Origin of the sequence: Pseudomonas sp. WS 5071 (assembly GCF_012985765.1) — a bacterium.
Lineage (GTDB): Bacteria > Pseudomonadota > Gammaproteobacteria > Pseudomonadales > Pseudomonadaceae > Aquipseudomonas > Aquipseudomonas lundensis_A.
In genome coordinates, this window is record NZ_JAAQWY010000022.1 from 52,904 (window position 1) to 66,228 (window position 13,325).

Sequence of the window (13,325 nt, forward strand, 5' to 3'; positions counted from 1 at the left end):
GCGGCTTTCAGGCCGACCCTCTCCCCCAGGGAGAGGGTCACGGCGCGATGGAAACGACGTCCTGCTCTAACACCAACTGCTGTTTATCTGCATCCAGACGCACGTGCGCGCCCATTGGCAAGGTCAGGTTCGGGTCGCAATGCCCACTGCGCCATCCAGCGAGTACTGGGATACCCAGAGGCCCCAGTTCCTGCCCGATCAGTCGCATCAACGCCTGAGGGTCCACCCCGGCCACATCCCCCACCAATACGCCCCGAACCTGTGCCAACTTGCCTGCCAGCCGCAACTGGGTGAGCAAACGATCAATCCGGTACAGCGGTTCGTTAACGTCTTCAATGAACAAAATGATGCCGTCTGCGTCCAGCTCGAATGCGGTGCCAAGCGTGCCGCAGATCATGGCCAGGTTGCCGCCCAGCAATCGCCCACTGGCCACACCCGGCGCCACGGTGGTCAACGCAAAGGCGGCGGGATGGGTCAAAACGGCGGCTTGTCGGCCACTGATCATGTCCAGCAGTGAGGTTTCAGTCGGCGCCTGTTTATTGCCCAACAAGTCGGCATTAAGCATCGGCCCGTGAAAAGTCACGAAGCCTGCATAACGGGTGATTGCCAGGTGCAGCGCCGTAATGTCGCTGTAGCCGATAAACGGTTTGGGATGGCGCTTAAGGCACTCGAAGTCGATGCCATCGAGTAAACGCGGGCTGCCATAGCCGCCGCGCATGCATAAAATCGCGTCAATGCTGTCATCTGCAAAGGCGTCGTGCAGGTCCTGCAGTCGGGTGGTATCAGCGCCCGCCAGGTAACCGTCTTTTTCCCATACCCCCGGAAAGACCCGCAGTTGATAACCGCGTGCCTGTATCCATTGGGTGGCAAGGTGAAGATCGAGTTCGGCGGGGCCTGCCGGGGCGATCAGGCCGATCACCCCGCCAGCACGCAGCGCGGGCACCGCGCAGTGAGCCTTGTAAGACACCTGCGCGGTGAACCGGCTATTCATGGAGTCACTCACTGACCAGCATGTTTTTGACCAGTTTGGCCTGCTCATCCGCGTGGTACGACGAACGAACCAGCGGTCCGGAAGCAACGTTTTTGAAACCCATTTTGTAACCTTCCTCAGCGAACCAGGCAAAGGTGTCAGGGTGCACGAAACGCTGAACCGGCAAGTGGCTGCGCGACGGTTGCAGATACTGGCCAAGAGTCAGCATGTCGATATCGTGCTCACGCATGCGCTTCATCACTTCGATGACTTCTTCATCGGTTTCGCCCAGGCCCAGCATCAGGCCGGATTTGGTCGGGATATGCGGCATCATTTGTTTGAAGCGCTGCAGCAATGTCAACGACCACTGGTAATCCGAGCCCGGACGCGCAGCCTTGTACAAGCGCGGTACGGTCTCGAGGTTGTGGTTGAACACGTCAGGCGGCTCGGCGGCCGTGATGTCCAGGGCTACGTCCATACGGCCACGGTAATCGGGCACCAGGGTTTCAAGCAGGACGTTGGGTGACAGCTTGCGGATTTCGCGGATGCAATCAGCAAAATGCTGAGCGCCGCCGTCACGCAGGTCGTCACGGTCTACCGAGGTGATGACCACGTACTTCAAGCCCAGGTCAGCAATGGCGATGGCCAGGCTTTCAGGCTCATTGACGTCCAGAGGCTTCGGTCGACCATGGCCCACGTCACAGAACGGGCAGCGACGGGTGCATATATCGCCCATGATCATGAAGGTGGCAGTACCGCCCGAGAAGCACTCTCCCAGGTTCGGGCAGGACGCTTCTTCGCAGACGCTGTGCAGTTTGTGTTTGCGCAGCAGTTGCTTGATACGGTCGACTTCCGGCGAAACCGGGATGCGTACACGAATCCAGTCAGGCTTTTTCGGCAACTCGGTGGTCGGAATGATTTTGACCGGGATACGCGCAACCTTTTCGGCACCGCGCAGTTTGACGCCGGTCTCAACCTTGGAACGGGCCTCGCTGGCGCGGGCTGCACGTTCAGAGATGTCCAGCGTAGGGATCAGGGTTTCAACAGCGTCTTGCGCAGTAGTCATATCAATCGATTCCGCCCGTCAGGGTCGTCTGCTCAGCATAGTCGAGGTGTTTGACGAGCTGCGCACGCAGCCGGGCACGCACCTCGGCAAATTCAATCGGGCCTGTATGGTCACGCAACTGGGTCATCGCCAGCCCCGCGTATCCACAGGGGTTAATCCGTCGAAACGGTTCCAGGTCCATGTCCACATTCAGGGCCAGGCCATGGAAAGAGCAGCCATTGCGGATCCGCAGGCCCAATGAGGCGATTTTCGCGCCATTCACATAAACCCCCGGCGCATCGGGCTTGGCCTCGGCACTGACGCCATAACTGGCGAGCAGCTCGATCAGGCAGCGCTCCATCCGGCTGACCAGTTCGCGGACCCCAAAGCCCAGACGCCGCACGTCCAGCATCAGGTAAGCGACCAACTGGCCAGGCCCGTGATACGTCACCTGGCCGCCGCGATCCGATTTGACCACCGGAATATCACCCGGTAACAGCAAATGCTCGGCTTTGCCGGCCTGCCCCTGGGTAAATACTGGCGGATGCTCTACCAGCCAGATTTCGTCTTGCGTCTCGGGCCGGTCTTTGCGCTGGTCGGTAAAACGTTGCATCGCCAGCCAAGTGGGCTCGTAGTCCAGCAACGACAACTCGCGAAAACCCAGGGCCCGCGACATCACAACACCATGTGAACGAAGCCGGTGGCCCGCAGTTCGCTGTTGATGTTGTACAGCTGGTCTTGATCCGTGGCCACAATGTGCAACTGGATAGTGGTGTACTTGCCGTTGGTGCTCTGGCGCTCGTCAACACGATCATCGTTGATCGTCGCGTGTTTTTTCACGATCACGAGGATTTTGTCCTTGTTGCCCACACCGGTGTCACTGATCACCTTAATCGGGTAATCGGTTTGAGGAAATTCGATCTTTGGCGCCTTTACTTCGTTATCGCTCATGGCGTATTGGCCTCGTAAGCCCGGAACTACAGACATGACCCCGCGCCGGGTAAGCGCAGGGTCACACAGGTGGGTGCAATCAGTTGAACAACCCGTAGAAGAATAGACGGATGCTATCCCACACGCGGCGGAAAATGCCACCTTCCTCAACCGGCTCAAGTGCGATCAAGTCCGCACTGTGAACAACTTTATCGTCGAGTTTGACTTCAACCTTACCGATCACGTCACCTTTGGCGATAGGCGCCATCAGTTGCGGGTTCATGGTCATGCTCGCGGCCAGCTTTTTCAATTGGCCTTTAGGCAGGGTCAGGGTCAGGTCGTTGGCCAGACCGGCTTTGACCTGGCTGGTGGTGCCTTTCCAGACGGGAGCTTGCGCCAGCTCGGTGCCTTTTTGATAGAAGGTCTGGGTTTCGAAGAAGCGGAAACCGTAGGTCAGCAGTTTTTGCGTTTCGGCCGCACGGGCCGCTTCGCTGTTGGTGCCAAACACCACGGCAATCAAACGCATGCCGTCACGTACTGCCGAAGACACCATGCAGTAGCCCGCTTCGTCGGTGTGACCGGTTTTCAGGCCGTCAACCGTCTTGTCGCGCCACAGCAACAGGTTGCGGTTAGGCTGCTTGATGCCATTCCAGAAGAACTCTTTCTGCGAGTAGATCGCGTAGTGAGTGGGGTCTTCGTGGATGATCGCGCGGGCCAGCAGCGACATGTCATGCGCCGACGAATAGTGCTCAGGGTTTGGCAGACCGGTCGGGTTCATGAAGTGGCTATTGGTCATGCCCAGCTCGGCGGCGGTCTTGTTCATCAGGTCCGCGAACGCATCTTCACTGCCGGCAATGTGTTCAGCCAATGCAACACTGGCGTCGTTACCCGACTGAATGATGATCCCGTGCAGCAGATCGCTGACCGACACTTGGGAGCCGACCTTGATGAACATGCGCGAACCACCGGTGCGCCAGGCGTTCTCGCTGACGGTGACCGGGTCGTTCTCACCGATCTGGCCACGACGGATTTCCAGCGTAGCAATGTACGCGGTCATCAGTTTGGTCAGGCTGGCTGGGGGCAGGCGCTGGTCGCCATTGTTCTCAACCAGCACGTTGCCACTATTGGCATCCATCAGCACGTAGGATTTGGCGGCAAGCTGTGGCGGCGACGGCATCATTTCGGCTGCCCAGGCGGCAGGCGTAATGATCAGCGGGACAAGCAGGCACAGGCGTTTGGCAAAGGTGGTGATGTTCATCCGTCTCTCGAAATTGTTGATGGAAACTTACCCTCGCGGGCAAAACTGTTCTGACAGCCCTGTTATAGAGGCTGTCGCGTATTCAGTTGCAGGCACCCCCTCGCAGGGCTTTTGTTCTTTGTCGCTGCAACTGCGTTTGAGCCCCAAACCTTCAGGGCCCAACGCGTTAATCAGTGTTACTGATCCGATGTCACAACGCTTGGCTGGCCCAGATTGGCCAGTCTCACGCTGTTTTGCGCTTGCTGTAGTTCGCCGGCCGAGGCAATCGGCCCCAGCCGCACACGGTGCAAGGTCTGCTGATTGCGCACAATCGAGCTGATAAATACGGGGGCACTGACCATGCCACTGAGCTTGGAACGAAGCAACTCTGCAGCATCCGGGTTGGCAAAGGCGCCGACCTGCAAGTACGTGCCCTGACCGCCAGCCATACGCGGCACTGGCACGACATCAGTAGCGTGCTGCTGCGCAGGCGGCGTCCATTGCTCCACCTTGCCGGTGGCGATGGTAGGGCCCGGCGCATTCTGGGCCATTTTCGGCTCATTGAGCATCAACGGCGCAGGTCGACCGCGCTGCGCCCACCATTGTTGCGGGTCGATGCCTTCCACCTTGACGCGCGCCGTTCCGGTTTCGGCATAACCGAGCTTTTTGGCCGCTGCGTAGGACAAGTCGATGATACGGTCCGAATAGAACGGGCCACGGTCATTAACCCGCAGCACCACGGCTTTACCGTTGTCCAGATTGGTCACTTTGACGTAGCTGGGCAGCGGCAAGGTTTTGTGCGCTGCGCTCATGCCGTACAGGTCATACACCTCGCCATTGGCGGTGTTCTGACCGTGAAACTTGGTGCCGTACCAGGACGCCGTGCCCGAGGCCACGTATGTCTTGGATTCTTGCATCGGGAAATAGGTTTTACCCAGCACGGTATACGGGTTGGCCTTGTACGGTCCGGTGTGCAGGGTTGGCGTCGCGTCCGGGATACGCGAGACGTCTACGTCCCACCACGGTGCGCCGTCCTTGTGCGCCCGGTTGATATCCAGACCGGGGGTGGCGCGCACCACAGGGGCCGACTTTTGCTGCGGCGCGGTAGAGCGACTGCTGGAACAACTCACCACCAGCAACGCGACGGCGGCGCAGGCAGCGACTTTCAAGGGTGTACGGATCGCTAGAAACGGCATTACTTGTTGCCCCGTGCTTGAACCAGCAGGTCGGACAGTTGGTGCACTGCCATGGCGTACATCACGCTACGGTTGTAACGCGTAATCGCATAAAAATTCTTCAGGCCCATCCAGTATTCAGGGCCGTTATCGCCTTCGAGACGGAAAGCGGTGACCGGCATGTCGTCACGCAGCGCATCATGACTCGACCACCCCAGCGCTCGCAACTCCCCGACTGTTTTCACAGGCTCAATACCCTGGGTCAGGCCTTGGTCTGCGCTATCACCCTGGACATCGGCGCGAATCACCACCGGCTCCCCCGCGACCCAACCATGGCGCTTGAAGTAGCTGGCCACACTGCCAATGGCGTCGTCCGGGTTGCTCCAGATATTAATGTGACCGTCGTTATCAAAGTCCACGGCATAGGCGCGGAAGCTGCTCGGCATAAACTGCGGCAAACCCATTGCTCCGGCGTACGAACCTTTGAGGGTCAGCGGATCAACCTGTTCCTCGCGGGCCAGCAGCAAAAATTCGCGCAGCTCTTTGCGGAAGAACTCAGCACGCGGCGGGTAATCGAAGCCCAGCGTCGACAACGCGTCGATCACCCGGTAGCTGCCCGTGTTGCGGCCGTAGAAGGTTTCAACGCCGATAATCGACACAATCACTTGCGCCGGTACGCCATATTCCTGCTCGGCGCGGGCCAGCGCGGCTTCGTGCTCACGCCAAAAATCGACACCACGTGCCACGCGGGCATCCGAAATGAAGATCGGGCGGTATTCCTTCCACTGTTTGACGCGCTCGGCCGGGCGCGAAATGGCGTCCAGGATGCTCTGCTTGCGCTGAGCCTCACGGAATACGTCCATCAGCTGTTCACCGGCGAACCCGTAATCGCGGGTCATCTCACCGACAAATTCAGCCACTTGGGGCGAGCCTTCATAGTCGCCGGCCACTGCGCTTTGCGCCGCCCCGAACAGACCCAACAGGCCTACCCAGGACGCGTATCGAGCAGCCCAGCCACGCATTACTTGCATTGAATTCTTCACCTTAATCAAACTTGCGCGATCCACTTGCGATGTGTGTGGATCGACATCAAAACCCCAAACGCTGACAGCAGCGTCACGAGCGAAGTTCCGCCGTAGCTAATGAACGGCAATGGCACGCCCACCACCGGCAACAGGCCACTGACCATACCGATGTTGACGAAAACATAAACAAAAAACGTCATGGTCAGGCTGCCCGCCAGCAATTTACCGAACAGCGTCTGCGCCTGGGCCGTAATCACCAGGCCGCGACCGATCAACAACAGGTAAATCAGCAGCAAGGCACAAATGCCCACCAGGCCGAACTCTTCGCCCATGACCGCGATAATGAAGTCGGTGTGGCTTTCGGGCAGGAAGTCCAGGTGCGACTGGGTGCCCAGCAACCAGCCTTTGCCAAACACGCCGCCTGAGCCGATGGCGGCCTTGGATTGAATGATGTTCCAGCCGGTGCCCAGCGGATCGCTTTCAGGGTCCAGGAAGGTCAATACGCGCTGCTTCTGGTAGTCGTGCATCACGAAAAACCACATGGCCACAGCGACCGGGACCGTGGCCGCCAGCACGCTGAGAATCCAGCGCCAGCGCAGGCCGCCCATGAACAGTACAAACGCGCCGCCGGCCAGTACCAGCAGCGCAGTGCCGAGGTCGGGCTGACGCACAATCAGCGCAAAGGGCACGCCAATCAGCATGAGGCTGATTGCCACGTGTTTGAGTTGGGGCGGCAGCGTGCGCTTGGAGAGGTACCAGGCGATAGTCGCTGGCATCAGGATCTTCATGAACTCCGAAGGCTGGAAGCGGATCACCCCCGGAATGTTGATCCAGCGCGTAGCGCCCATGGCGTTGTGGCCCATGACGTCCACCACCACCAGCAGCAACACGCCGATCAGGTAGCCAACCGGCACCCAGCGCGCCATGAAGCGGGGTTCAAGCTGGGCAATGATGAACATGGACACCAGACCGATACCAAACGAAGTGGCCTGCTTGCTCAGCAGGTCCCAGCTCTTGCCGCTGGCGGAGTACAGAACAAACAGACTGCCGGCCGCCAGGGTCAACAGCAAAATCAGCAGCGGGCCGTCAATGTGCAAGCGCTGCAACAGCGAGGCACGTCGACGCATCACATCCTCACTGGAGAGCATGCGATCAAAATTACTCATCACGGGCCGTAACCTCCGCCTTTGAAGGGCTGGCGTACTCAGGTTTGAGCTTGCCTTGTGCATCCAGCAACCAGGCATCCATGACCTTGCGCACGACCGGCGACGCGACGCGGCTGCCCGCCTCGCCGTTTTCAATCATGACCGAGACCGCAATCTGCGGGTTGTCAGCCGGGGCAAAGCCTACGAACAATGCGTGGTCGCGATGGCGCTCCTGAACTTTGGAGCGGTCATATTTTTCGCCCTGCTTGATCGCCACCACCTGTGCCGTACCACTCTTGCCAGCGATCAGGTATTGCGCACCAACGCCCGCCACCCGCGCCGTCCCACGTGCGCCATGCACCACTTGCTGCATGCCGTGGGTGACCTTGGCCCAGTTGGACGGGTCACGCAGCACGATGTCGGGCATCGGGTTCGGGTCAACGGGCGGTACGCCTTCAATGGTCTTGGCCAGGTGCGGACGGATCCATTTGCCCTTGCTGGCAATCAGTGCCGTGGCCTGGGCCAGTTGCAGGGGTGTGGACTGCATGTAGCCCTGGCCGATGCCCAGAATCAGGGTTTCGCCAGGGAACCATGCCTGGCGCCGCGTCGCCCGCTTCCACTCGCGGGACGGCATCAGGCCGGCGGACTCTTCGAACATGTCGAGCGAGACTTTCTGGCCGATACCAAACTGATTCATGTACGACGACAGACGATCAATCCCCAGCTTGTGGGCGAGGTCATAAAAGTAGGTGTCGTTGGAACGCATGATCGCCGTGTCCAAGTCCACATAGCCATCACCGCTGCGGTTCCAGTTACGGTACTTGTGATCGTAATTGGGCAGCATGTAGTAGCCAGGGTCGTAGACCCGTGAAGCACCGGTAATCACACCGCTGTCGAGTCCGGCAATCGCCACCGCAGGCTTGATGGTCGAACCCGGCGGGTAAAGCCCGCGCAAGATGCGATTGAACAGCGGACGGTCGATCGAATCGCGCAATTCGGCATACGCCTTGAAGCTGATACCGGTGACAAACAGGTTGGGGTCGAAGCTCGGCTGACTGACCATCGCCAGGACTTCGCCGGTATTCGGATTCAACGCCACCACGGCGCCACGTCGCCCGGCCAGCGCTTCCTCGGCAGCTTCCTGCAATTTGATGTCGAGACTGAGCACGATATCTTTGCCGGGAATCGGGTCCGTTCGCTTGAGCACGCGCAACACGCGGCCGCGGGCGTTGGTCTCGACCTCTTCGTAACCCACCTGACCGTGCAGCTCAGCTTCATAGAAGCGCTCGATGCCGGTTTTACCAATGTGATGGGTGCCGCTGTAATTCACCGGATCGAGGGTTTTAAGTTCTTTCTCGTTGATCCGCCCCATGTACCCCACCGAATGCGCAAAGTGCGCGCCCTGCGGGTAGTGACGTACCAGTTGCGCAACCACTTCAACCCCGGGCAGGCGGAACTGGTTCACGGCAATTCGGGCGATCTGTTCTTCAGTGAGCTCAAACAGAATGGGCACCGGCTCGAAGGGCCGACGCCCCTGCCGCATCCGCTTTTCGAACAAGGCGCGGTCTTCCGGCGTGAGCTGCAACACCTCGACAATCACATCGAGCACTTGCTGCCAGTCACCGGAACGCTCGCGGGTCATGCTCAGGCTGAAGCTGGGCCGGTTGTCCGCGATCACCACACCGTTGCGGTCAAAAATCAGGCCGCGTGTCGGGGGGATCGGCTGCACGTGCACCCGGTTGTTTTCAGACAGGGTCGAGTGGTACTCGTACTGCACGACTTGCAAGTAGTACAGACGCGCAATCAGCGCACAAATGAGCGCCACCACCACAATTGCGCCGACCACGACGCGGCTGCGCACAAGACGTGCGTCTTTCTCGTGGTCTTTGAGGCGAATTGGCTGAGACATTCGGGACGCTGACTATTTGTGATAAGGGTGCCCGGACAAAACCGTCCAGGCGCGATACAACTGCTCACCAATCAGAATCCTTACCAACGGGTGCGGCAACGTCAACGGCGACAGCGACCAGCGCTGATCGGCACGTGCACAGACTTCCGGCGCCAGCCCTTCGGGGCCGCCGACCATAAAGTTCACGGTGCGCGAGTCCAGGCGCCAGCGGTCCAGTTCGACCGCCAGCTGCTCGGTGCTCCAGGGTTTGCCATGCACTTCCAGCGTGACAATGCGCTCGCCCGGACCGACCTTGGCCAGCATGGCCTCGCCTTCCTGACGGATGAAGCGGGCCACGTCGGCATTCTTGCCGCGGGTATTGAGCGGTATTTCTACCAGTTCAAGGGCCAGCTCGGATGGCAGACGCTTGGCATACTCATGCCAGCCTTCTTCCACCCATTTAGGCATACGCGAACCGACAGCGATCAAACGCAGGCGCACAGCTAACCCTTACTCTTGGTCTTTGTTGAGCTTGAGGAAATGCTCGTGGGTGTTTTCCGGGCTGTGGTGAGCAGCGCTGCCTGCACGGCTTTGTTCCGCACCGGCCCACAGACGCTCCAGGTCGTAGAACTGACGTGCACTGGCGGTCATCATGTGAACGATCACGTCGTCCATGTCCAGCAGAACCCAGTCGCTGTCGCCCTTGCCTTCTTCGCCCAACGGTTTGACACCCAGTGCCTTGACCGCTTCGCGAACCTTGTCCAGCATCGCGCCGATCTGACGGTTCGACGTACCGGTGGCAATGATCATGAAGTCGGTGATGCTGTGCTTGTCGCGCACGTCGATCACTTGAATGTCCTGAGCCTTGACGTCTTCCAGAGCCGTCACGGCCACTTTGACCAGTTCTTCGCCTTTCAGGATTTCAGTCGGCTGGGCTTTTTCAGGCAGGGGTGCGCTCTTGAACGTGCCTTTGCGCTTAACTTTGCTTACATCTTTGTTGGTCATATAAAACTCGTTTTGCTCGTATGTTCGGGTGTTTCAATACACGTCAAATCGCGCCTTGAAACACGCCTTTTCAGTTCGACGCACGGTACAGTCCGTGCGCATCGATGTAGGCCAGGACCGCGTCGGGCACCAGATAACGTACCGACTTACCGCTGGCCAGCAGTTGACGGATCTGGGTGGCGGATACCGCGAGCGGTGTCTGCCAGACGAATGCAATCTGTCCGCTCGGCCCTTTCAAGGCCAGCGGGTCGCTTACCGAGCGCGCTGCCAGCAGGTTGCGCAAGGCATCCGGCGGTTCGCTGTCGGCATCCGGGCGCTGAAGCACCAGGATATGGCAATGCTGGAGCAACTCTTCCCAGCGGTGCCATGTGGGCAGGCCGCAAAACGCGTCCCAACCCAGCAATAAAAACAACTGGTCATCAGCGGCCAGTTCGGCGCGCATCAGTTCCAGGGTGTCAATGGTGTAGGACGGCTTGTCCCGTTGCAGTTCCCGAGCGTCTACCACCAGCGTAGCCACTCCTTCAACTGCGCACTGGACCATCGCCAGACGATCATGCGCCGACACCTGTGGCGTGTCGCGATGGGGCGGCCGGGCGTTGGGTGTCAGACGCAGCTCATCGAGTTCCATCATCTCGGCAACTTCCAGCGCGCCGCGCAAATGCCCAATGTGCACCGGATCGAAGGTTCCACCCAGGACGCCTATGCGCCGGGGTAACGCGTCGTTCTTCGCTGCGTGCGCGGACGCTTCAAGGTCGATCAAATCACACCGGCTCCTGACCGCGCAGTTGTCCGTCACCGACCACAATGTACTTCTCGCAGGTCAGACCTTCGAGACCCACCGGGCCGCGGGCGTGCAGCTTATCAGTAGAAATGCCAATCTCCGCACCCAATCCGTATTCAAATCCATCCGCGAAGCAGGTCGGGGTGTTGAGCATCACCGAACTGGAGTCCACTTCAGCCATGAAACGCCGGGCGTCGCCTTGATGTTCGGTGACGATCGAGTCGGTGTGATGGGAGCCATAGTGGTTGATGTGTTCAATCGCCGCGTCCAGCCCGTCGACCACGCGGATCGACAACTTCGCGTCCAGATATTCGGTGTGCCAGTCGTCTTCTGTGGCCGGCGCAACGTCAATCAGCGCCTGGGTGCGCTCGCAACCACGCAGTTCGACGCCCTTGGCGCGAAATTGCTCAGCCATCGCGGGCAGAAATTCGGCCGCAACGGCTTGATCCACCAGCAGTGTTTCCATCGCCCCGCAAATGCCGTAGCGGTACGTTTTGGCGTTGAACGCAATACGTTGCGCCTTTGGCAGGTCGGCATGGGCGCTGACATACACATGGCAAATGCCGTCCAGATGCTTGATGACCGGCACCCGTGCATCACGGCTGACTCGCTCGATCAGGCCTTTGCCACCACGGGGCACGATCACGTCCACGTATTCAGGCATGGTAATCAAGGCACCAACCGCTGCGCGATCGGTCACTTCAACGACTTGCACCACCGCCGGCGGCAGACCGGCCTCGGCCAGACCTCGCTGGATACAGGCCGCAATGGCCCGATTGGAGTGAATCGCCTCGGAGCCTCCGCGCAGAATGGTGGCATTGCCGGATTTCAGGCACAGGCTCGCGGCGTCGATGGTCACATTGGGGCGCGACTCATAAATGATACCGACCACGCCCAACGGCACGCGCATCTTGCCCACCTGAATACCCGAAGGGCGGTAGCTCATGTCACGAATGGCGCCGACCGGGTCCGGCAGGCTGGCCACCTGGCGCAAACCGACGATCATGCCGTCGATGCGCGCAGGGGTCAGCGCCAGGCGCTCCAGCATGGCAGGCTCAAGACCATTGGCCCGACCCGCCGCCAGATCCTGCTCATTGGCGGCAGTCAGTTCCGGTCGCGCAGCGTCCAGGGCAGCGGCAGCCGCCAGCAAGGCACGGTTTTTTTGCCCGGTGCTGGCTCGGCCAATCACACGGGAAGCTTCACGGGCAGCGCGACCCAGGCGGGTCATGTAGTCAAGAACGGACTCAGTCATGGTCTCAATGGTCTTGGCAGAGAGGAAAGCGGCCGATTATAGCGATCATGCTGCCTTACGCACAGCGGTGGCAGGCGGATGGTCGAAATGGACCACAAATACACAGTGTTCAGCGCGAATTAAGCAGGTCTTGCTATGATCTGCGCCCTTTTAGCCACTGATGTGATAGCCCTGAAGATGCCAAACGTGCTGCCGGATTCCTTTTTCGACCGAGATGCTCAACGTGTTGCCCGCGAACTCTTGGGCAAGGTCATCCGCCACCGGGTCAACGGCCTGTGGCTCAGTGCGCGCATTATCGAAACCGAAGCGTATTACTGCGTCGACAAAGGCAGCCATGCCTCGCTGGGCTACACCGAAAAGCGCAAGGCGCTGTTTCTCGATGGCGGGCACATTTATATGTACTACGCTCGCGGCGGCGATTCCTTGAACTTCAGTGCCCACGGCCCGGGCAATGCGGTACTGATCAAATCGGCTTACCCATGGGTCGATGACTTATCAGGCCCGGACAGTCTGGCGCTCATGCAGCGCAACAACCCCGATACTCAAGGTCGACCGCGCCCCGACCAAAAGCTCTGCGCCGGGCAAACCCTGCTGTGCAAGGCGCTGGGCCTGAAAGTGCCTGAATGGGATGCAAAATGTTTCGACCCCGAACGTTTACGGGTCGATGACGTCGCACAACAACCCTCGCATGTGATTCAAACCACGCGCCTGGGCATCCCCCACGGGCGGGATGAACACCTGATGTACCGCTTTGTCGACGCTGACTACGCTGCGTATTGCACGCGCAACCCGTTGAGGCGCGGCCAGGTTGAAGGCAAGGACTACGTGATCCTGGATCACGCGTAATTGCCACTGCTTAAAAGACTTAACCG

14 protein-coding genes are annotated in these 13,325 nt (G+C 59.5%); 1 reads left to right on the forward strand and 13 read right to left on the reverse strand.

Features of this window, described 5'->3' with window-relative positions; genetic code table 11:
• Positions 1–37: 37 nt before the first annotated feature.
• From HBN61_RS14670 to HBN61_RS14730, 13 genes are all read right to left on the reverse strand, one after another.
• On the reverse strand, positions 38–991 hold the full coding sequence (locus HBN61_RS14670; protein ID WP_094992170.1) for a S66 peptidase family protein: 954 nt from the start codon (positions 989–991) through the stop codon (positions 38–40).
• 4 nt (positions 992–995) lie between these two features.
• The gene (lipA, locus tag HBN61_RS14675; RefSeq protein WP_094992169.1) at positions 996–2,036 is read right to left on the reverse strand and encodes a lipoyl synthase; all 1,041 of its coding nucleotides are present in this window, start codon (positions 2,034–2,036) and stop codon (positions 996–998) included.
• 1 nt (position 2,037) lies between these two features.
• A complete protein-coding gene (lipB, locus tag HBN61_RS14680) occupies positions 2,038–2,691 on the reverse strand; it encodes a lipoyl(octanoyl) transferase LipB (protein ID WP_170047023.1) in 654 nt (217 codons plus the stop codon).
• Positions 2,691–2,966: a DUF493 domain-containing protein gene (locus tag HBN61_RS14685; protein ID WP_094992167.1), complete on the reverse strand. Its 276-nt coding sequence runs from the start codon at positions 2,964–2,966 to the stop codon at positions 2,691–2,693. The genes lipB and HBN61_RS14685 overlap by 1 nt, the downstream gene beginning before the upstream one ends.
• A 79-nt stretch (positions 2,967–3,045) precedes the next feature.
• Positions 3,046–4,203, reverse strand: a complete 1,158-nt coding sequence (locus HBN61_RS14690) for a D-alanyl-D-alanine carboxypeptidase family protein (protein WP_094992166.1) — start codon at positions 4,201–4,203, stop codon at positions 3,046–3,048.
• Positions 4,204–4,379: 176 nt separating this feature from the next.
• The gene (locus HBN61_RS14695; protein WP_170047024.1) at positions 4,380–5,378 is read right to left on the reverse strand and encodes a septal ring lytic transglycosylase RlpA family protein; all 999 of its coding nucleotides are present in this window, start codon (positions 5,376–5,378) and stop codon (positions 4,380–4,382) included.
• Positions 5,378–6,400: a lytic murein transglycosylase B gene (mltB, locus tag HBN61_RS14700; RefSeq protein WP_169963967.1), complete on the reverse strand. Its 1,023-nt coding sequence runs from the start codon at positions 6,398–6,400 to the stop codon at positions 5,378–5,380. Before mltB ends, HBN61_RS14695 begins: the two co-directional genes overlap by 1 nt.
• A gap of 5 nt (positions 6,401–6,405) precedes the next feature.
• Positions 6,406–7,509, reverse strand: a complete 1,104-nt coding sequence (gene rodA, locus HBN61_RS14705) for a rod shape-determining protein RodA (RefSeq protein WP_170047043.1) — start codon at positions 7,507–7,509, stop codon at positions 6,406–6,408.
• A gap of 31 nt (positions 7,510–7,540) precedes the next feature.
• Positions 7,541–9,436: a penicillin-binding protein 2 gene (mrdA, locus tag HBN61_RS14710; RefSeq protein ID WP_094992162.1), complete on the reverse strand. Its 1,896-nt coding sequence runs from the start codon at positions 9,434–9,436 to the stop codon at positions 7,541–7,543.
• A gap of 12 nt (positions 9,437–9,448) precedes the next feature.
• Complete coding sequence (gene rlmH / locus HBN61_RS14715) at positions 9,449–9,916, reverse strand: 23S rRNA (pseudouridine(1915)-N(3))-methyltransferase RlmH (protein ID WP_003444191.1); 468 nt, start codon at positions 9,914–9,916, stop codon at positions 9,449–9,451.
• A 9-nt stretch (positions 9,917–9,925) separates the two neighbouring features.
• Complete coding sequence (rsfS, locus tag HBN61_RS14720) at positions 9,926–10,420, reverse strand: ribosome silencing factor (RefSeq protein WP_047279125.1); 495 nt, start codon at positions 10,418–10,420, stop codon at positions 9,926–9,928.
• 70 nt (positions 10,421–10,490) lie between these two features.
• A complete protein-coding gene (gene nadD, locus HBN61_RS14725; protein ID WP_094992161.1) occupies positions 10,491–11,180 on the reverse strand; it encodes a nicotinate-nucleotide adenylyltransferase in 690 nt (229 codons plus the stop codon).
• A 1-nt stretch (position 11,181) separates the two neighbouring features.
• Positions 11,182–12,453 carry a glutamate-5-semialdehyde dehydrogenase gene (locus HBN61_RS14730; protein WP_094992160.1) on the reverse strand — a complete coding sequence of 424 codons (1,272 nt, stop codon included), beginning with the start codon at positions 12,451–12,453 and terminating at the stop codon, positions 11,182–11,184.
• 177 nt (positions 12,454–12,630) lie between these two features.
• Here HBN61_RS14730 and HBN61_RS14735 point away from each other — a divergent pair, with 177 nt between their 5' ends.
• Positions 12,631–13,299: a DNA-3-methyladenine glycosylase gene (locus HBN61_RS14735; protein WP_169964088.1), complete on the forward strand. Its 669-nt coding sequence runs from the start codon at positions 12,631–12,633 to the stop codon at positions 13,297–13,299.
• The last annotated feature ends 26 nt before the right edge of the window (positions 13,300–13,325 follow it).

Excerpts from the sequence above, each read along its gene's own strand:
- HBN61_RS14670 (WP_094992170.1), bottom strand. The coding sequence starts at position 991 with ATGAATAGCCGGTTCACCGCGCAGGTGTCTTACAAGGCTCACTGCGCG.
- lipA (WP_094992169.1), bottom strand. The coding sequence starts at position 2,036 with ATGACTACTGCGCAAGACGCTGTTGAAACCCTGATCCCTACGCTGGAC.
- lipB (WP_170047023.1), bottom strand. The coding sequence starts at position 2,691 with ATGTCGCGGGCCCTGGGTTTTCGCGAGTTGTCGTTGCTGGACTACGAG.
- HBN61_RS14685 (WP_094992167.1), bottom strand. The coding sequence starts at position 2,966 with ATGAGCGATAACGAAGTAAAGGCGCCAAAGATCGAATTTCCTCAAACC.
- HBN61_RS14690 (WP_094992166.1), bottom strand. The coding sequence starts at position 4,203 with ATGAACATCACCACCTTTGCCAAACGCCTGTGCCTGCTTGTCCCGCTG.
- HBN61_RS14695 (WP_170047024.1), bottom strand. The coding sequence starts at position 5,378 with ATGCCGTTTCTAGCGATCCGTACACCCTTGAAAGTCGCTGCCTGCGCC.
- rodA (WP_170047043.1), bottom strand. The coding sequence starts at position 7,509 with ATGCGTCGACGTGCCTCGCTGTTGCAGCGCTTGCACATTGACGGCCCG.
- mrdA (WP_094992162.1), bottom strand. The coding sequence starts at position 9,436 with ATGTCTCAGCCAATTCGCCTCAAAGACCACGAGAAAGACGCACGTCTT.
- rsfS (WP_047279125.1), bottom strand. The coding sequence starts at position 10,420 with ATGACCAACAAAGATGTAAGCAAAGTTAAGCGCAAAGGCACGTTCAAG.
- HBN61_RS14730 (WP_094992160.1), bottom strand. The coding sequence starts at position 12,453 with ATGACTGAGTCCGTTCTTGACTACATGACCCGCCTGGGTCGCGCTGCC.
- HBN61_RS14735 (WP_169964088.1), top strand. The coding sequence starts at position 12,631 with ATGCCAAACGTGCTGCCGGATTCCTTTTTCGACCGAGATGCTCAACGT.